The sequence below is a fragment of the Shewanella sp. ALD9 genome, from assembly GCF_002836315.1.
Classification (GTDB): Bacteria; Pseudomonadota; Gammaproteobacteria; order Enterobacterales; family Shewanellaceae; genus Shewanella.
Genome location: NZ_PJCD01000044.1, coordinates 144,109 through 163,077 on the forward strand (window position 1 = coordinate 144,109; position 18,969 = coordinate 163,077).

Annotated in this window: 15 protein-coding genes; 14 read left to right on the top strand and 1 reads right to left on the bottom strand. The window is 42.9% G+C overall.

Annotated features, from left to right (window positions below; all coding sequences use genetic code 11):
- Window positions 1-232: 232 nt before the first annotated feature.
- Window positions 233-1,540 (bottom strand): FAD-binding oxidoreductase, encoded by a 1,308-nt coding sequence (locus CXF88_RS21550; RefSeq protein WP_101088803.1) that lies wholly within the window; start codon window positions 1,538-1,540, stop codon window positions 233-235.
- A 233-nt stretch (window positions 1,541-1,773) separates the two neighbouring features.
- Here CXF88_RS21550 and CXF88_RS21555 point away from each other — a divergent pair, with 233 nt between their 5' ends.
- The 14 genes from CXF88_RS21555 to CXF88_RS21620 all read left to right on the top strand — a co-directional run bounded on the left by CXF88_RS21555 (window position 1,774) and on the right by CXF88_RS21620 (window position 18,862).
- Complete coding sequence (locus CXF88_RS21555; protein WP_101088804.1) at window positions 1,774-2,322, top strand: cupin domain-containing protein; 549 nt, start codon at window positions 1,774-1,776, stop codon at window positions 2,320-2,322.
- A gap of 445 nt (window positions 2,323-2,767) precedes the next feature.
- Window positions 2,768-3,532, top strand: coding sequence for a gamma-glutamyl-gamma-aminobutyrate hydrolase family protein (locus CXF88_RS21560; RefSeq protein ID WP_101088805.1), 765 nt, complete (start codon window positions 2,768-2,770; stop codon window positions 3,530-3,532).
- Window positions 3,533-3,534: 2 nt separating this feature from the next.
- Entirely contained in the window at window positions 3,535-4,890 is a 1,356-nt protein-coding gene (locus CXF88_RS21565; RefSeq protein WP_101088806.1) for a glutamine synthetase family protein, read from the top strand.
- Between the two features lie 97 nt (window positions 4,891-4,987).
- Window positions 4,988-6,388, top strand: a complete 1,401-nt coding sequence (locus CXF88_RS21570; protein ID WP_197708486.1) for an aspartate aminotransferase family protein — start codon at window positions 4,988-4,990, stop codon at window positions 6,386-6,388.
- 257 nt (window positions 6,389-6,645) lie between these two features.
- The gene (locus CXF88_RS21575; RefSeq protein WP_101088807.1) at window positions 6,646-7,746 is read left to right on the top strand and encodes a polyamine ABC transporter substrate-binding protein; all 1,101 of its coding nucleotides are present in this window, start codon (window positions 6,646-6,648) and stop codon (window positions 7,744-7,746) included.
- Window positions 7,747-7,906: 160 nt separating this feature from the next.
- Window positions 7,907-9,043, top strand: coding sequence for a polyamine ABC transporter ATP-binding protein (potA, locus tag CXF88_RS21580; protein ID WP_101088808.1), 1,137 nt, complete (start codon window positions 7,907-7,909; stop codon window positions 9,041-9,043).
- The gene (locus CXF88_RS21585; protein WP_101088809.1) at window positions 9,040-9,939 is read left to right on the top strand and encodes an ABC transporter permease subunit; all 900 of its coding nucleotides are present in this window, start codon (window positions 9,040-9,042) and stop codon (window positions 9,937-9,939) included. Before potA ends, CXF88_RS21585 begins: the two co-directional genes overlap by 4 nt.
- Window positions 9,936-10,751: an ABC transporter permease subunit gene (locus CXF88_RS21590; protein ID WP_101088810.1), complete on the top strand. Its 816-nt coding sequence runs from the start codon at window positions 9,936-9,938 to the stop codon at window positions 10,749-10,751. Before CXF88_RS21585 ends, CXF88_RS21590 begins: the two co-directional genes overlap by 4 nt.
- A 206-nt stretch (window positions 10,752-10,957) precedes the next feature.
- Window positions 10,958-12,244: an FAD-binding oxidoreductase gene (locus tag CXF88_RS21595; protein ID WP_101088811.1), complete on the top strand. Its 1,287-nt coding sequence runs from the start codon at window positions 10,958-10,960 to the stop codon at window positions 12,242-12,244.
- Between the two features lie 69 nt (window positions 12,245-12,313).
- Window positions 12,314-13,762, top strand: coding sequence for an NADP-dependent succinate-semialdehyde dehydrogenase (gene gabD, locus CXF88_RS21600; RefSeq protein ID WP_101088812.1), 1,449 nt, complete (start codon window positions 12,314-12,316; stop codon window positions 13,760-13,762).
- Window positions 13,763-13,773: 11 nt separating this feature from the next.
- Window positions 13,774-15,048, top strand: a complete 1,275-nt coding sequence (gene gabT / locus CXF88_RS21605) for a 4-aminobutyrate--2-oxoglutarate transaminase (protein WP_101088813.1) — start codon at window positions 13,774-13,776, stop codon at window positions 15,046-15,048.
- A gap of 134 nt (window positions 15,049-15,182) precedes the next feature.
- Window positions 15,183-17,300: a methyl-accepting chemotaxis protein gene (locus CXF88_RS21610; protein ID WP_101088814.1), complete on the top strand. Its 2,118-nt coding sequence runs from the start codon at window positions 15,183-15,185 to the stop codon at window positions 17,298-17,300.
- Between the two features lie 94 nt (window positions 17,301-17,394).
- Window positions 17,395-18,054 carry an RluA family pseudouridine synthase gene (locus CXF88_RS21615; RefSeq protein WP_101088815.1) on the top strand — a complete coding sequence of 220 codons (660 nt, stop codon included), beginning with the start codon at window positions 17,395-17,397 and terminating at the stop codon, window positions 18,052-18,054.
- Between the two features lie 85 nt (window positions 18,055-18,139).
- Window positions 18,140-18,862, top strand: coding sequence for a DUF599 domain-containing protein (locus CXF88_RS21620; protein ID WP_101088816.1), 723 nt, complete (start codon window positions 18,140-18,142; stop codon window positions 18,860-18,862).
- Window positions 18,863-18,969: the final 107 nt, after the last annotated feature.

Here is an 18,969-nt window from a genome sequence, read left to right on the forward strand (position 1 = left end):
CGACGTTAGTGGCCGCAGGCCATAAAGTACAAAAGTACAAAAGTACAAAAGTACAAAAGTACAAAAGTACAAAGCAAAAATAACACCTGGATTCCGGCTCAAAAGCATTGCCGGAATGACGCCATATTTGGCCTGTGCAGGGTGGAACCTTGCGATCTTAAGCGTTAGTGACCGTAGGCCATAAAAAGAACAAAGGTTGACCCCTTTGCCAACCCACAGCAAATCCAGCAACCTATAGCAAATCCTTCATCCTATGATAAAACATTCCAGCTGCAAGCAATGGCGAACGCAACATTGGTCCACCTGGGAAGGTCATGTGCTTTATGTCATTAAACACATCAATACGTTGTGATTGCTGGCTAATGGCTTCAGCAATTAATCTTGCTGCCATATGCGTAGCATTTACCCCGTGGCCAGCATAGGCTTGAGCAAAGTAGATGTTGGCTGCGTCAGGTAAACGGCCTATTTGCGGCATGCGGTTGGCGCCGATGCCCATCATTCCGCCCCATTCATAATCAATTTTGATGCCTTTTAATTGTGGGAACACTTTTTCAAGATTAGGTCTTAATTCGGCTTCAATATCTTTTGGGTCTTTACCTGAATAAGTGCATAAACCACCAAACAATAAACGACGGTCTGCCGATAAATGGAAGTAATCTAACGCCACGCGCATATCGGCAAATGCCATGTTTTGCGGGATGATACTGGCACATTGTTGCTCGGTTAATGGCTCAGTGGCTAATAAATAGGTGCCTGTTGGCAACACTTTTCCACCAAGGAAAGGGCTTAATTTGTTACCGATATAACCATTACCGGCCATGACTAGATAGTCACAAGTCACTTCGCCTTCTGCCGTAATGACTTTGGGTTTAGGGCCTTTAATGATTTTTTCTGCGGCGCTGTATTCAAATAATTGTGCACCAAGTTCGCGGGCGACACGCGCTTCGCCTAGGGCTAAATTAAGTGGGTGCAAATGTCCGCTGCCCATATCGACCAAGGCGCCTTGGTAAAAGTCTGAACCGATAACTTCACCGATTTGCGAACGAACAAGCAGCTTGATTGATTTTTGATAACCTTGGTCTTGCAGATCTTGGTATTCTGCAGCTAAATCATCCATGTGCCTTGGTTTTACGGCTAAATCACAATAACCCATATGTAAGTCGCAATCGATTTTGTGCTCTGCAATGCGTTCGATGACAATATCAACCGCTTCAAAACCCATCTGTTGAATGGATTTTACACCTTCATCGCCAATTTCATTGCGAAACTGGCTCGCGTCATGGCCGATCCCGCGGATAAGTTCACCACCATTTCGGCCAGATGCGCCCCAGCCGATCCGCTTGGCTTCGAGTAATGCGACACTGTAACCGCGTTGCCTGAGTTCAATGGCGGTATTAATTCCGCTAAATCCACCGCCGACAATACACACATCGACAGTAATGTTTTCGGTTAGCTTGGGGTGCTGATAAAGCTCTTTGGCGGTCGCGACATAAAAGGAGTCTGGGTAGTGTTGGCTATGAATCGGGGATTTATGCGACATAAATTCTCCAAGCTATTGATTATAGTTGTAATAATAACTTTTAAATGAATAGTTAGATGCAATCTAAGCCATCTGCGGTGTGCATTTTATTTAACACTTATTTGGTGTAAAATACAATTGCTTTGATTTAAGTAAGATATCATGCTTAATGAATACAGATTTTTGGTAAAGTGTTAATAATCTGCAACACTTTAGCAGCAGGATATTGGTCAACATTTACTAGGAGAACGAATTTGGATATTGGTACAAGCCTAAAAGCTGTTCGTAAATTGAAAGGGTTATCTCAGCGTGAGTTAGCCAAGCGTGCAGGGGTTACCAACAGTACAATTTCAATGATTGAGAAAAACAGTGTTAGCCCTTCGGTGAGTTCACTTAAAAAGGTTTTAGCCGGGATCCCGATGTCATTAGTGGATTTTTTCTCTATTGATGATGGCTCTATCGGTGACCAAAAAGTGGTTTATCGGGGTAATGAGTTGCTGGATATAGGTACGGGTGAATTAGTCTATAAGCTTATTGGCCGTGATTACCCAAACCGTGCGATGTCGCTAATGAGTGAAACATATCCTGTCAATGCTGATACAGGCGCTGAAATGCTGCAACATAAGGGTGAGGAAGGTGGCATCATTATAGAAGGTAAGCTTGAGCTTACTGTTGGCGAAGAGGTTTTTATCCTCGAAAAAGGCGACAGTTACTATTTTAATAGTGAACAACCTCATCGATTTCGTAACCCATTTGATGAACCTTGCAAGCTAACTAGCGCCACAACACCAGCTGATTTTTAATGATTTATTATTCAACTTTTTCTGCTTATATCTACTACATTTGTTCAAGGGAATAGCCCAAGATTATCAATTAATCTTGCTATTCCTACTTCTCAAAAAGCTAATTCCTAACTCACTTTTAGCCTTTGTCGTGTTACTTCCTAGCATGATATTATTGGCTTGTGTAAAGAATATTAAGCAACAAATTCCCTTTTTTCGTGCATTGTCCTCCCCATTTTGGCGCATTTCTTTATGATATTTCATCAAAGTTACTTGGAATATTTTTTTATGCATTACGGTTAATTTAAAGTTACTGTTATGTTTTTAAAGTGTTTTAATTTATTTTTGTTAAAAGTTGTTTTTATCATCAGTTATCCTCTTGCCTAGCTAAAAAAATCCGTGTAGTGTGTGAAAAAACGAACACGCAAAACATTAAGTTCGTCACATTCTTTGCTAAAGGTGAGATATGTCTCTGTCAGGTCTTCCCCTCATAGGGGTAGTAGCGTGCAACCAGCAAATTGGTCTTCATCCATTTAACATTGTGGGTGAGAAATACTTGTTAAGTGTAGTTAATGGCGCTAAAGGGTTCCCCTTAGTCATCCCATCACTGGGCGTAGATACGCCTATTGACGCTATTCTTGCTCGTCTCGACGGAATCCTTTTTACAGGTTCTCCATCGAATGTTGAACCTCATCATTACCAAGGTCCTGCTAGTGATGATGGAACCCATCATGATCCCAAGCGTGACGCATTAACCTTACCACTGATAAAAGCCGCTATTGATGCAGGGATCCCTGTATTAGGTATTTGTCGTGGTTTTCAAGAAATGAACGTTGTTTTTGGTGGCAGTTTGTATCAGAAGCTACATGAAGTTGGCACGTATATTGAACATCGTGAAGATAAGAAAGCCCCATTAGATGTGCAATATGGTATTTCGCATCCAGTTAATCTGGTTGCTGGCGGGCTTCTTCACGATGCATGGGGCTGTGACACCGCAGAGGTTAACTCTGTTCATACTCAAGGCGTTGAACGTCTTGGTGAGGGGTTACAGCCAGAAGCATTCGCTCCAGACGGTTTAGTAGAAGCATTTTCTGTTAAAAATGCTAAAAATTTTGCATTGGGAGTCCAATGGCATCCAGAATGGAAAGTAACCGAAAATGCATTCTATACTGCAATTTTCGAAGCATTCGGACAAGCCTGTAGACAACATGCGGCAACACAAGTGAGATAAAAATGGATAAGTTAATCGCTTTTTTAAAAGACAAAAAAATTACCGAAGTAGAATGTGTTATCAGTGATATGACTGGCATTGCACGAGGAAAAATTGCCCCAGTAGATAAGTTTGTATCAGAAAAAGGCATGCGTTTACCTGAGAGCGTGCTGTTGCAAACGGTCACCGGTGATTTCATTAACGAAGAAATTTATTATCAACTTCTCGATGATGCCGATATCGATTTTGTCTGTGTTCCAGACGAAAATGCAGTATTTATGTTGCCATGGACCGTTGAAGCCACGGCTCAGGTTATCCATGATTGTTATGATCGTATGGGTAATCCAATTGAATTGTCACCGCGTAACGTGTTGAAGAAAGTACTTAAGCTTTATGAAGATAAAGGTTGGGAACCGGTGATTGCTCCTGAAATGGAATTTTACCTCACCAAACGTTCTGATGATCATGATTTACCGCTTAAGCCACCTATTGGGCGCTCTGGCCGCCCAGAAGCAGGCCGTCAGTCTTTCTCTATCGATGCTGCTAACGAATACGATCCATTGTTTGAAGATATGTATGATTGGTGTGAAATCCAAGGGTTAGATATTGATACTTTGATTCATGAAGACGGTCCAGCACAAATGGAGATTAACTTCAGCCACGGTAATGCATTGTCATTAGCCGATCAGGTGTTCATTTTTAAGCGCACCTTAAAAGAAGCCGCATTAAAGCATGATGTGTGTGCCACCTTTATGGCTAAGCCTGTTACCGATGAACCTGGCAGCGCGATGCACATTCACCAGAGCGTACTGGACATTAAAACCGGTAAAAACATTTTCACTAAAGAAGATGGCACTCAAAGTAAATTATTCCTCAGCTATATTGCGGGTTTACAACAGTACATTCCTGAATTGTTACCGTTAATGGCGCCAAGTGCTAACTCGTTCCGCCGCTTCTTACCGGGCACTTCTGCTCCAGTAAACTTGGAATGGGGCGTGGAAAATCGTACTTGTGGTCTTCGTATTCCTGAATCATCGCCACAAAATCGTCGTATTGAAAACCGTATTCCGGGTGCTGATGCTAACTGTTATCTTGCGATTGCTGCCAGCTTATTATGTGGTTATATCGGTATGGTTGACGACTTAAAACCTTCTACACCTGTGACAGGAAAGTCGAACGAAAGCCGTACTAATAACGAAAACTGCTTACCTTTGACCTTAGAAGAAGCGTTAGTGGCGATGCAAAGCAGTGATGCTTGTATTGAGTATTTAGGCCAATCTTTTACCACTGGTTTTGTGGCGGTAAAACAAGCTGAACTTGAAAACTTTAGACGCGTTGTGAGTTCGTGGGAACGTGAGTTCTTATTACTAACAGTGTAATGATGGCTGAGCGTATTGGCTTACATTATTAATGTGTGTGGATAGCAGCAGATAGCAAATACCAACGGATTTGCTATCTGTTTGAAAGGATACAAGTATGACAAAACCATTATCGACAGATGCGATGATCCAACAGCAAAAGCTTGAACGTCTGCAAACAGCAGACAAACAGCATTTTATTCACCCATTTACCGATTCAAAGGGGTTAGCTGAAAAGGGCACTCGGGTGATCGAACGGGCTGATGGAGTATATCTGTGGGATGTAATGGGTCATAAACTGTTGGATGGCATGGCAGGTTTATGGTGTGTCAATGTGGGCTATGGTCGGCAGTCAATTGTGGATGCTGTCAGCAAACAAATGCAAAAGCTGCCCTTTTATAATAGTTTTTTCCAATGCTCTCATCCTCCAGCGATTGAATTAGCGCAAAAAATTGCTTCTCTTGCCCCTGCGCACATGAACAATGTGTTTTTTACCGGGTCGGGTTCTGAGTCAAACGACACCAACTTACGTATGGTGCGACGTTACTGGGATTTAAAAGGCAAACCAAGCAAGAAAACTATTATCAGTCGGGTTAATGCTTACCATGGTTCTACTGTCGCGGGTGCCAGTTTAGGTGGTATGTCGGGCATGCATGAACAAGGCGATTTACCTATTCCTGGCGTGGTGCATATTGCGCAACCTTATTGGTATGCCGAGGGTAAAGATTTATCCCCAGAAGAATTTGGTTTGAAAACTGCGCAAGCACTTGAAGCCAAAATTATTGAGCTAGGCGAAGACAATGTTGCCGCTTTTATTGCCGAACCTTTTCAAGGCGCAGGTGGGGTGATTATTCCTCCATCAACGTATTGGCCTGAAATAAACCGCATTTTAGCCAAATACGATATTTTATTTATTCTTGATGAAGTGATCAGCGGTTTTGGCCGTACCGGAAAGTGGTTTGCCGCTGAGTATTTTGATTTGCAGCCAGACCTTATCACGATCGCCAAAGGCATGACGTCCGGTTATGTGCCAATGGGCGGGGTGATTGTGTCAGACAAAGTGGCCGAGGTTATTAAGCAAGACTGCGGCGAATTTACCCACGGTTTTACTTATTCTGGTCATCCGGTTGCCGCAGCAGCTGCATTAGAAAATATTCGTATTATTGAACAAGAAAAATTAGTTGAACGTGTGGCTAACGATACCTCGCCGTATTTACAGTCGTGCTTACAACAATTGGCCGAACATCCATTAGTGGGTGAGGTGCGTGGTGTTGGGTTAGTTGCAGCTATAGAGTTAGTCAAAGATAAATCGTTACGACAACGATTTGATGCCAACGTCGGCGTTGGAACATATTGCCGCGATGCGTGTATCACCCATGGTTTGGTGATGCGCTCCGTTGGCGACACCATGATTATTTCACCGCCATTAACCATTAGTCATAGTGAGATTGACGAGTTAGTCGCGAAAGCGACGCAAGCGTTAAATGATACTTATCAACAAGTAAAAACCATGGAGTGATGTCCCGTTACTGAATGATTATTGCAATATAGTGATTTTTTAACCAATTGCATTTACACGATCTAGTAATCGAAAGTGTTTTTGATAGAATCGCGCTGAAGGAAACAAGTAATGTCGCGTTAACCATACCGATGCATAGTTAAGTTGTAGCATTGGATAATTTCTTTCATTAGAAAGAAGATTTTACACGCTGGTAAGACCTAGCGAAAAAAACAAATGTCAGTACCATTCTGACCATTATCCAACAGGGAGAAAGTATGAAGCTATTAAACAAACTATCCACATTGGCCTTAATTACTGCGGGTGTGTTTTCAAGCACTGCTATTCAGGCTCAGGAAGTGGTTAAAATGTACAACTGGTCGGATTATATTGCCGAAGATACCTTAGCCAATTTTGAGAAAGAAACCGGTATTCATGTTATTTATGACGTGTTTGACAGTAATGAAGTACTTGAAGCGAAATTACTTTCTGGCCACAGCGGTTATGACATTGTTGTTCCGTCTAATCACTTTTTAGCTAAGCAAATTAAAGCGGGTGCATTTCAAAAGCTTGATCGCGCTAAGTTGACTAATTATGCCAACTTAAAGCCTGATTTAATGAAACAACTACAAAAAGCTGATCCGGCCAATGAGCACGCAATTCCGTATTTATGGGGCACTAACGGTATTGGATATAATATCGAAAAAGTGAAAGCGGTATTAGGTGAAGATGCGCCATTTGATTCTTTAGAGCTTATCTTTAACCCTAAGTATGCTGAAAAAATTGGCTCATGTGGTTTCTCGATGCTTGATTCTGCCGACGACATGTTACCTCAAGCCCTGATTTACTTAGGCTTAGATCCAAACAGTAAAAATGCTGCTGATTATGAAAAAGCCGCCGCAGTGTTGGAAAAAGTACGTCCTTACGTCACTTACTTCCACTCATCGCGCTACATTTCAGACTTAGCTAACGGCGATATCTGTGTCGCGTTTGGTTTCTCTGGTGATGTATTCCAGGCTGCTGCACGTGCTGATGAAGCCGGTAACGGTAATAAGATTGGTTATTCTATTCCAAAAGAAGGCGCCAACTTATGGTTTGATATGTTAGCCATCCCACAAGATGCCACTAACGTAGATAACGCCCATAAACTGATTAACTATTTACTTCGCCCTGAAGTGATTGCACCTATCAGTAACTATGTTGCTTACGCTAACCCTAACGCTCCAGCACAAGCCTTAGTTGACGAAGCGATTCGTAATGACCCAGCCATTTACCCACCACAGTCGGTAATTGATAAGTTGTACATTGGCGATATTCGTCCATTAAAAATTCAACGTGTAGTTACACGTGCATGGACCAAAGTGAAGTCAGGTCAATAACCTAACCTCACTAGCACTCAGGGCGAGCCCTCTCGCCCTGTTTTTATAGCAGTATTGATGTATTTATTGGCTAATTTTGCCACTTTAACAGATTGTTACGTGTGCCCAGAAACAGGCTGTTCTGTTGCGGTACGCATACTCCAAAAGGCGGAGCAGTATTATGGTAAACACCTCGAGCGTCACTAATAAACCAACCACAAAGACGCAAGATAAAGTGCTGCTCAAAATTGAGCGTGTCAGCAAACTTTTCGATGATGTGCGTGCAGTAGACGACGTCTCGTTAACCATTAACCGTGGCGAAATATTTGCGCTTTTGGGTGGTTCAGGTTCGGGTAAATCAACCTTGTTACGCATGCTCGCGGGTTTTGAAAAGCCAACTGAAGGGCGTATTTTTCTTGATGGTGTCGACATTACTGATATGCCACCGTACGAACGCCCTATTAATATGATGTTCCAATCGTATGCTTTATTTCCGCACATGACGGTTGAACAAAATATTGCTTTTGGATTGAAGCAAGACAAGATGCCTAAGGCTGATATTGCTGTGCGGGTTAAAGAAATGCTTAAACTGGTGCACATGGACAAATACGGTAAACGTAAACCGCATCAGTTATCGGGTGGTCAACGTCAGCGTGTCGCCTTAGCTCGTTCATTAGCAAAGCGACCTAAATTATTATTACTTGATGAGCCAATGGGCGCATTAGATAAAAAGCTGCGTACTCAAATGCAGTTAGAAGTGGTCGATATTTTAGAAGCGGTAGGTGTGACCTGCGTGATGGTAACCCATGACCAAGAAGAAGCCATGACTATGGCTGGACGTATTTCGATTATGCATGAAGGTTGGATTGCCCAAACCGGCAGCCCAATGGACATTTACGAGTCGCCAGCTAGCCGTATGGTTGCTGAGTTTATTGGTACGGTTAACTTATTCGAAGGTGAAATCATTAAAGATGAAGTTGACCACGCAATTATTAAATCGCCAACTTTATCGCAACAGTTTTACATTGGTCACGGTATTTCAACCAGTCTAGAAAACAAAAATGTATTTTTAGCCCTACGACCAGAAAAAACCATTATTAGCCGTCAGAAGCCCGAAAGTGAATATAACTGGGCTCACGGCGTAGTGCATGACATCGCCTACCTAGGTGGTTTGTCGGTGTATTACATTAAGTTGAAAAACAACCAAATCGTTCAATGCTCAATGATTAACCGTGAACGCCGCGCCGATCACCCAACGTGGGAAGATGAGGTTTACATCAGTTGGGAAGACACCAGCGGGGTTGTATTAAACTCATGAAGAATCCATTGAAAATATTCAAAGGCCGACATCTCACCATGGGGATTCCATACCTATGGTTGTTACTGTTTTTCGCCTTACCGTTCGCCATAGTATTAAAGCTGAGCTTTTCTACTGCTGCGATTGCCATTCCACCGTACGAACCAACGTTTAATTATGTTGATGAGGCGCTAAATATATTCGTTAATCTGGGTAACTATTTATTGTTGCTGCAAGATTCAATGTATTACATGGCGTACTTAACCTCATTAAAAATGGCCTTTGTTGCCACACTTGGCTGTTTGGTGCTTGGTTTTCCGATGGCTTATGCCATTGCCCGCGCCCCAGTAAGAATGCAGGCGGTATTGCTGCTACTGGTGATGTTGCCGTCGTGGACCTCCTTTTTGATTCGGGTATACGCATGGATGGGTATTTTAAGTAACAACGGTTTAATCAATAACGCCCTGACTTGGTTAGGCATTATTTCTGAACCAATACAAATGCTGAATACTAATTTTGCAGTATACATTGGTATTATTTATGCCTACTTACCCTTTATGATTCTGCCGCTATACGCCACCCTAGTAAAATTAGATTTAAGCTTACTAGAAGCAGCTTCAGATTTAGGCTCTAGCAGTATCAATACTTTCTGGAAAATTACTCTGCCATTATCAATGGGCGGTGTAATCGCTGGCTCGATGTTGGTATTTATCCCTGCCGTGGGTGAGTTTGTTATTCCTGAGCTGCTGGGTGGTCCTGACTCATTAATGATTGGTAAGGTGTTGTGGCAAGAGTTCTTTAATAACCGCGACTGGCCGGTAGCTTCATCATTAGCGATTGTTATGCTAGCGTTATTGATTGTCCCAATTACTTTGTTCCACCGTTATCAGTCACGCAACATGGAGAGCGACGTATGAAGAAGTTAAGTTTCTCTAAAGTGATGTTGTGGGTGGGGTTAATCTTTTTATATGCGCCAATGCTGATTTTGGTCATCTATTCATTTAACGACTCAAAACTGGTTACCGTGTGGGGAGGATTTTCGCCTAAATGGTATGGCGAGCTATTTGAGGACCAGCAAATATTAAATGCAGTCTGGACCAGTTTACGCATTGCCTTTTATAGCTCCACCATGGCAGTGATTATTGGAACGATGGCAGCGTTTGTGATGACCCGTTTTAGACGCTCATGGGCTAAGTTAACCTTGTCTAACATGATCACCGCACCTTTGGTTATGCCTGAAGTTATCACTGGTTTGTCGTTGCTACTGTTATTTGTACAAATGTCAGAAACCTTTGGCTGGCCCACTGAGCGCGGCATGTTTACGGTATGGATTGCCCATTCTACTTTCTGTGCTGCTTATGTTGCGGTAGTGGTATCGTCAAGACTGCGTGAACTGGATTTGTCGATAGAAGAAGCGGCGATGGACTTAGGTGCAACGCGATTAAAAACCTTCTTTTTAATCACCATACCAATGATAGCGCCATCACTTATTGCCGGTTGGTTGTTATCATTTAGCTTGTCATTAGATGACTTAGTGATTGCCAGCTTTACCTCTGGTCCTGGTTCTACAACCTTGCCTATGGTGGTTTTTTCGTCAGTACGCTTAGGGGTTTCACCTAAGATTAACGCGCTGGCGACGATTATTATTTTAGCGGTATCTTTAGTGGCTTTCTTATCTTGGTATTTTGCACGCCGAGCAGAGAAAAAAGCTAAAATTGCGATGGAATAACAATACTCAATAACACAATGTAAAAGCCACGCTGATGTCAGTGTGGCTTTTTATTTTCGATAATCTATTTGCTATATTCTACTGACACAGGTGTTTAATATATTCAACAAAGTGTCAAAAATTACGCGATTAATGCTAGTTTTTAAATTTGCATAAGTGTAGGATGAGTGAGTTGAATTACGTTTTGAACCTATAAAGGAAGTGCTATGTCCGCCACACCTCATGCTAGTTCATATTATGCTGCATCGGCTAATGATAAAGTCGAACGTCCTCGCTTAGAATCTACAATTGAAACAGATGTTTGTGTTATTGGCGCGGGCTATACTGGTTTGTCTTCTGCGTTACATTTATTAGAAAGCGGCATGAAAGTTGTGGTGCTTGAAGCGGCAAGAATTGGCTGGGGAGCATCAGGTCGAAACGGCGGTCAAATTGTCAATTCTTTTAGTCGTGACATTGATTCTATCGAAGGCGTTGTCGGCAAAGAACAAGCTAAACTTTTTGGTCAAATGGCGTTCGAAGGTGGTCAGATTATTCGTGACCGTATTGCCAAATACAACATTGATTGCGACTTAAAAGATGGTGGTGTTTTTGCCGCCATGAACGCCAAGCAAATGGGCCATTTACAGAGTCAAAAATCATTATGGGAAGCTCATGGTCATAACAATCAATTAGAGTTACTCGACCAGGATGGCATTCGCAAAGTGGTTAATACCGATTTATATGTCGGTGGTTTACTCGATAAAAGCGGTGGCCATATTCATCCTCTAAACCTTGCATTAGGTGAAGCCCGTGCGGTGGAATCCCTTGGTGGATTGATTTTCGAAGATTCAGCTGTCATTAAAGTGGACGATGGCGCATCACCGGTTGTGCACACAGCACAAGGCCAAGTTAAATGTAAATTTGTAGTGGTAGCTGGTAATGCTTATTTAGGTAAATTATTGCCAGAGCTACAAGCTAAATCCATGCCTTGTGGTACTCAAGTGATTACCACTGAACCATTGTCAGATGAAATAGCTGCGAGTTTACTACCGCAAGACTATTGCGTTGAAGACTGTAACTACTTATTAGATTATTACCGTCTTACTGGCGATAAACGCCTTATTTTTGGTGGTGGCGTGGTTTATGGTGCTCGCGATCCGGCCAACGTTGAAGCCTTGATTATGCCTAAACTATTAAAGACCTTTCCGCAGTTAAAAGGGATTAAAGTTGACTATGCTTGGACGGGTAACTTTTTAATGACGTTATCGCGCCTGCCACAAGTTGGCCGTATTGGCGATAATATTTATTACTCACAAGGCTGTAGTGGTCATGGGGTTACCTATACTCATTTAGCCGGTAAGTTAATTGCCGAAATGCTTAATGGTCAAGCCACACGTTTTGATGCCTTTGCCGCATTGCCGCATTATCCATTCCCTGGCGGGCATGCACTTAGAGTGCCGTTTAGTGCCTTAGGTGCGTGGTATTACACGTTACGTGACAAGTTTGGCATATAACCATCAGTTGATTACCAGCTGGCTGTTAATGATTAACTGAGTTTTATTAGAATTTAGTAGGAGCGCATTGTGATTTTAAATGATCCAAGCTTATTGCATGAACAATGTTATATCGATGGCCTATGGGTGGGTGCTAACAGCGGCGAAACGGTTGCTATAGCTAACCCTGCTACCCAAGAAATCATCGGTAATGTGCCTGTTATGGGCAAAGCAGAAACCGAAGCAGCCATTACAGCAGCCAATAATGCCTTACCTGCATGGCGCGCGCTGACTGCAAAAGAGCGTAGCCAGAAGTTACGCCGTTGGTTTGAGTTAATGCATGAAAATGCTGAAGACCTAGCGTTGATGATGACGACCGAGCAAGGTAAACCGCTGGCAGAATCAAGAGGTGAAGTAACCTATGCTGCCTCGTTTATCGAATGGTTTGCCGAAGAAGCTAAGCGTATCTATGGTGATACCATTCCTGGTCATCAAGCAGATAAAAGACTGACTGTTATTAAGCAACCTGTTGGCGTGACTGCGGCGATTACCCCGTGGAATTTCCCTGCTGCGATGATCACCCGTAAAGCCGGGCCTGCACTAGCAGCCGGTTGTACTATGGTGGTCAAGCCTGCGCCGCAAACTCCATTTACCGCATTAGCATTAGCTGAGCTTGCACATCGTGCGGGCATTCCTGCTGGTGTGTTTAGTGTTATTACTGGTGATGCGATTGCGATTGGTAATGCCTTATGTGAAAGCCCTATTGTGCGTAAATTATCTTTTACTGGTTCAACTGCAGTAGGAATTAAGTTAATGGAGCAATGTGCTCCAACACTTAAAAAACTGTCATTGGAGCTAGGTGGTAATGCACCGTTTATCGTTTTTAATGATGCCGATATTGATGCCGCAGTTGATGGCGCAATGATTGCTAAATACCGTAATGCCGGTCAAACCTGTGTGTGTGCCAACCGTATTTATGTCCAAGCAGGAGTGTATGAGCAATTCACCCAAAAGTTTGCTGCGGCAGTGGCTAAATTAAGTGTCGGTAATGGTGTGGATACTGGGGTGAATATCGGCCCGTTAATCAATGCTGATGCAGTGACTAAAGTACAGCGTCATTTAGCCGATGCTGTTGCTAAAGGCGCAAGTATCGTCACTGGCGGTAAAACACATAGCTTAGGTGGCTTTTTCTTTGAACCTACTATTTTACGTGACGTTGATAAATCGATGTTAGTTGCCAAAGAAGAGACTTTTGGCCCATTAGCACCGCTATTCAAATTCGACACAGTAGATGATGTGATTAAACAAGCTAATGACACTGAATTTGGCTTAGCCGCTTACTTTTATGGCCGTGATATTTCGCTGGTTTACAAAGTAGCAGAAGCACTTGAATACGGTATGGTGGGCGTTAACACCGGATTAATCTCGACCGAAGTCGCGCCATTTGGTGGCATTAAATCGTCTGGATTAGGCCGCGAAGGCTCAAAATTTGGTATCGAAGAATACCTTGAAATGAAATATATCTGCATGTCAGTTTAAGAGAGCGGGCTATGACTAAAACAAATGATGGATTAATGGCTCGTCGCCAAGCGGCAGTGGCTCAAGGTGTAGGGCAAATTCACCCAATTTTTACTGAACGTGCTGAAAACGCCACAGTATGGGATGTTGAAGGTCGTGAATATATCGACTTTGCCGGTGGTATTGCGGTACTCAATACTGGTCATTTACACCCTAAAGTTAAAGCGGCTGTGGCAGCGCAGCTAGATGCATTTTCTCACACATGTTTTATGGTGTTGGGTTACGAAAGTTACATTGCGGTATGTGAAAAACTTAACCATTTAGTGCCAGGCGATTTTGCTAAAAAAACCGCCTTATTTACCAGTGGTTCTGAAGCGGTCGAAAACGCAGTTAAAGTAGCCCGTGCTTATACCAAGCGTGCTGGCGTTATCGCATTTACCTCTGGCTATCATGGTCGAACCATTGCTGCGCTAGCATTAACTGGCAAAGTCGCACCGTACAGTAAAGGCATGGGCTTAATGTCTGCCAACGTGTTCCGGGCTGAATTTCCGTGTGAAATGCATGGCGTGTCTGAAGATGATGCTATGGCATCAATTGAACGTATTTTTAAGAATGATGCCGAGCCTGCCGATATTGCCGCAATTATATTAGAACCTGTGCAAGGCGAGGGTGGCTTTTACGCGGTTACGCCATCATTTATGAAGCGCTTACGTGAATTGTGCGACAACCATGGCATTGTGTTAATTGCCGATGAAGTACAAACCGGCGCTGGTCGTACTGGTACTTTCTTTGCGATGGAGCAAATGGGTGTAGCCGCAGACATTACTACCTTTGCCAAGTCAATTGCCGGTGGTTTCCCACTATCAGGTATTACCGGTAAAGCAGAAGTCATGGATGCTGTTACCGCTGGTGGCTTAGGTGGTACTTATGGTGGTAGCCCGATTGCCTGCGCTGCTGCGTTAGCGGTTATTGAAGTGTTTGAAGAAGAACAATTATTGGCCCGAGCTAATGAAGTTGGTCATCGGCTTAAGTCGGCACTCACTGATATGCAAGCTAAGTATCCGCAAATTGCTGATGTGCGTGGATTGGGTGCAATGATCGCCATTGAGTTAATGGAAGATGGTGAACCTGCTCCGCAGTACAGTGGTAAGATTTTAACTGAAGCACGTAACCGCGGACTGATTTTATTGTCTTGTGGTACTTACGGCAACGTTATCCGAGTACTGGTACCATTAACTGCGCCAGATGCACAAATTGATACTGGTCTTGCGATTATGGACTCTACATTTCAGACCGTGTTTAAATAGCGGCTCTTTTTGTCAAAATAATCAATAGAATCCCGTTTTTACGGGATTTTTTATATCTCATACTTACTTAATTTTTAAAGCTGACTACACTTTATTGTATCTGAAAATTAATACTAAAGCGGGAGCTCAATTGAATGAAGGCATTATCCATTAAGTCAAAGTTGTTATGGATCACCTCGGCGTTATTTGTTGCCACAGTCATTACACTCTCTTTAAGTTTGTGGCTAGGGTTAAAAGATAAGAATACCAGTCTGGCCGCAGAGGTTGAGGTTGCGTTACAACAAGAGATTAATGACAAACTCTCAGCAAGAGCGGGTGAGTATGGTGAGCGTATTGCTGGATTTATCAATGAAGCTTATCGGGTTCCCTTTTCGTTTGCAGGCTTACTGGAACAAACCTCAAAAAAAGATCCTTTAAGTCGTGAGCGGGTGGAGTTATCGCTTGCGGCAATATTGCAGAAAAATAACATCATATCATCGATGTATGCGCAATTTGAACCTAATGGCTATGATGGTCTCGATGACAGTTATCTTCAAGGTGAAAGCCACAGTGTACCGAATGCGGGCACATTAGAAATTTACTACACCCGCAATGATGACGGCACAGTAGAGCAGAATCAAGTTGATGAGGCGGCTGAAAAATACGTTACCACGTTAAATGAGTTTGGCGTTCGCGAGGCTGAGTGGTACTTGTGTGCCAAAGACAGTAAAAAGCCGTGCTTAATGGAACCATATTTGTACGAAATCACTCCAGGCAATACTGCACTCATGACCTCGTTAACCGTGCCCGTTATAGTGGATAACCAATTTAAAGGTCTCGTTGGCGTGGACATCAACTTGCCGATATTTCAAACCATGATTATGCAATTATCTAAAAGTTTGTATGGTGGGCAAGCTAAGGTGACGTTGGTGAGCCAGAAAGGGTTTGTGGTGGCCGCTAGCCATTATAAAAAATTTGCACGACCTTTTAGTGAATCTGTCGGGCCAGAATTAGCTAAAAAGCTGTTGGCATTAAATAGTTCATCGGGGTTTGTAAATGAACCAACCACCATTGCCGTGGCATATCCTATTAATATCCCTATTGCGAATGCAACTTGGTCATTGATTATTGAAGTGCCGAAAACCCAAGCGTTTATGGCGGTAGATCATATGAACACTGCCATGAATGACATGGCGATGTCTCTGGGCAGCTTGCTATTAACCATCGGTATTATTGTCACAGTTATTGCGGTGCTTATTATCAGTTTGGTTATTCGTAGCATTATTGCGCCGCTTAATATGATCCAAGCTCGCGTCGAAAACCTTGCCAGCGCCGAAGGCGACTTAACTCAAGCGATAGAAGTCGATGCCCATGCGGAGTTAATTGCATTAGGCAGTGGTATTAATGCCTTTATTGCTAAATTGCGCCATCTCATTTCCGAGCTCAAAATTCTTGCCGACCGTTCGCAACAAGAAAGCATAAAATCGGCAGACATTGCTAAGCACACACGCGAAAGTGTTAATCGCCAATATGGTGAAATTGAAAGTGTGGTAACAGCGGTTAATCAAATGAGCGCCACCGCGCTTGAAGTGGCTAAAGCCTCTGAGCAAACCGCAATGGAAACCGAATCTATGACGGTTAATGTGAAAGACGGTCAGTCGCGGTTAACTCAAGCAATGGTATTTGTTGAGGGAGTCTCGAGTGATTCAGCACAAGCTCAGCAAGCGGTAGGTATGGTGTCGCAAAGCAGCGCCAATATTAGCCGTATTTTAGAGGTGATCAGTTCCATTGCAGAGCAGACTAACCTATTAGCGTTAAATGCGGCTATTGAGGCTGCCAGAGCGGGGGAACAAGGCCGAGGCTTTGCTGTTGTTGCTGATGAAGTCAGAACCCTTGCGTCTCGAACTCAAACGTCGACTAATGAAATTAGTACCTTGATTGAGTCGTTACAAAAAGAAGTTAAAAATGCCTCGAGCATTATTGATAAAGGTGCCCAAGGCGCACAAAAAGCGGTTGAGCAAACTCAGCTAGCATTACAATCGCTGAATGCCATCGTTGAACAAATTAACCAAGTGTCAGGTCAAGTGACCCACATCGCTACCGCAGCTGAAGAGCAGAGTGCGGTAACCGAAGAGGTCAATCGTAACATTACTGGCATTTCAGACTCGGCTGCTGAGTTATCACAGCTGGCTGACAGTGCTCAGCAGAGCAGTGACAGCCTAGCTGATTTAGTTCAGCAGCAGCATCAGCAATTGGGACGATTACGAACTTAACCCTGCTTTAACCTAGCGCGAACAGTATGAAAGGTGGCTTACAAGCCACCTTTTCTATTATTATTCCCGCTTAGATAGTTACCACTAAGATATTATGGCTGAATTTATTGCTCCACCCTGCGATGGCAACATTGAGGTTTTATACCAAGATGAACATTTGTTGTTGATCAATAAACCGACGGGATTATTAAGTCTCTCGGGGAAGAATCCATTAAACAAGGATTCAGTACATCATCGTTTAGTGCAAGATTATCCAACGGCTACGTTAGTTCACCGTCTCGATTTCGGTACGTCAGGTATTATGTTAGTGGCGCTAAACAAAGAGATTAATGGATTATTAACTAAACAATTTCAGCTACGCACTGTCACAAAAACCTACACCGCAGTGTTATATGGTGATTTGGTTGAGCAACATGGTGATATTGAATTACCGATCGCCAAAGATAGTGATAATTTCCCATTTATGAAAATTTGTCAGCAAACTGGTAAACCCGCTCACAGTCAATATCAAGTAATTGAACGCCATCAACAAGGGCTATCAACACGGGTCACCTTTACCCCTATTACCGGCAGGACTCATCAGCTACGCATACACAGCCAGCAAATAGGCCATCCTATTTTAGGTTGTGACTTATATGGTAATGACTATTCGCAAGCGATGTCGGACCGATTAATGTTGCATGCCACTTCATTATCGTTCACTCATCCAGTAACAGAACAACGGATTGATTTTGTTTGCCCAAGTCCATTTTAACCACTTCTAGTAACAAACTGATGTAAGCATGGTGAAAACTGATGCATAATCAATCTATTATTTATTCTTACATAGGTTAATCAGCATGGTGATTTCATGGTTAGATTCGCTGGCTTTAATTGTATTTTTAGTTAGTTGGATAGGGTATACCGGTTTTGCCCGTCGTAAAGCCAAAACCTCTAATTGCATTGCACGAGTAATGCATCAGCAACGTATTCATTGGATGTCGCAGGTAATAGCCAAAGAGATACGCGTAGCGGAAGCGGCATTATTGGCTAATTTAGAACGCAATATTGCCTTCTTTGCTTCAACAACTTTACTGATCCTGGCGGGTGTGTTGACGTTATTTTCGCAGGTTGAAAAGCTTGAAACCGTGATTGGTTCAATTCCCTTCACCTCGTCGCCTAATCACGCGCTGGTACAGATCAAACTGGCTCTTTTAGCTGGGATTTTCGTGCTAGCATTTTTCCAATTTACCTGGTCAATGCGTCAATATGGTTTTGTGAATATTATGATTGGCGCGGCACCATTAGATAAAACCGGTAGCGATAAAAATGCATTGGGCTATGCAAGGCAAATGGCCGTGGTACAAGATCAAGCGGCGCATTCATATAACTATGGCTTACGTTCTTATTACTACTCTATGGCGGCGCTGTGCTGGTTTATGCATCCAGGAATGTTCATTTTAGCCAGTTTATTTGTGGTATATACCTTGTACCAACGTGAATTTAATTCTAAAGCCGTGGTTGCTATCACTGCAGCACAGGCTTATTTAGAACAAAATCCGAGTTATATTCGTCGAGATTAACCCCAAAAAACATGCATTGTTTGTTAACATTAACGGATATGGCGTAATAACATGACTTAATGCAAGATGATTTGAGTGAGTTTATGTGTTCAATTCAAAGTCTATGC

What these genes read in the sequence shown, in the direction of transcription:
- CXF88_RS21570 (WP_197708486.1), top strand. Translation starts at nt 4,988, where the DNA reads ATGACAAAACCATTATCGACAGATGCGATGATCCAACAGCAAAAGCTT.
- CXF88_RS21620 (WP_101088816.1), top strand. Translation starts at nt 18,140, where the DNA reads ATGGTGATTTCATGGTTAGATTCGCTGGCTTTAATTGTATTTTTAGTT.
- CXF88_RS21565 (WP_101088806.1), top strand. Translation starts at nt 3,535, where the DNA reads ATGGATAAGTTAATCGCTTTTTTAAAAGACAAAAAAATTACCGAAGTA.
- gabT (WP_101088813.1), top strand. Translation starts at nt 13,774, where the DNA reads ATGACTAAAACAAATGATGGATTAATGGCTCGTCGCCAAGCGGCAGTG.
- CXF88_RS21550 (WP_101088803.1), bottom strand. Translation starts at nt 1,540, where the DNA reads ATGTCGCATAAATCCCCGATTCATAGCCAACACTACCCAGACTCCTTT.
- CXF88_RS21560 (WP_101088805.1), top strand. Translation starts at nt 2,768, where the DNA reads ATGTCTCTGTCAGGTCTTCCCCTCATAGGGGTAGTAGCGTGCAACCAG.
- CXF88_RS21595 (WP_101088811.1), top strand. Translation starts at nt 10,958, where the DNA reads ATGTCCGCCACACCTCATGCTAGTTCATATTATGCTGCATCGGCTAAT.
- CXF88_RS21590 (WP_101088810.1), top strand. Translation starts at nt 9,936, where the DNA reads ATGAAGAAGTTAAGTTTCTCTAAAGTGATGTTGTGGGTGGGGTTAATC.
- CXF88_RS21615 (WP_101088815.1), top strand. Translation starts at nt 17,395, where the DNA reads ATGGCTGAATTTATTGCTCCACCCTGCGATGGCAACATTGAGGTTTTA.
- CXF88_RS21575 (WP_101088807.1), top strand. Translation starts at nt 6,646, where the DNA reads ATGAAGCTATTAAACAAACTATCCACATTGGCCTTAATTACTGCGGGT.
- CXF88_RS21610 (WP_101088814.1), top strand. Translation starts at nt 15,183, where the DNA reads ATGAAGGCATTATCCATTAAGTCAAAGTTGTTATGGATCACCTCGGCG.
- potA (WP_101088808.1), top strand. Translation starts at nt 7,907, where the DNA reads ATGGTAAACACCTCGAGCGTCACTAATAAACCAACCACAAAGACGCAA.
- CXF88_RS21585 (WP_101088809.1), top strand. Translation starts at nt 9,040, where the DNA reads ATGAAGAATCCATTGAAAATATTCAAAGGCCGACATCTCACCATGGGG.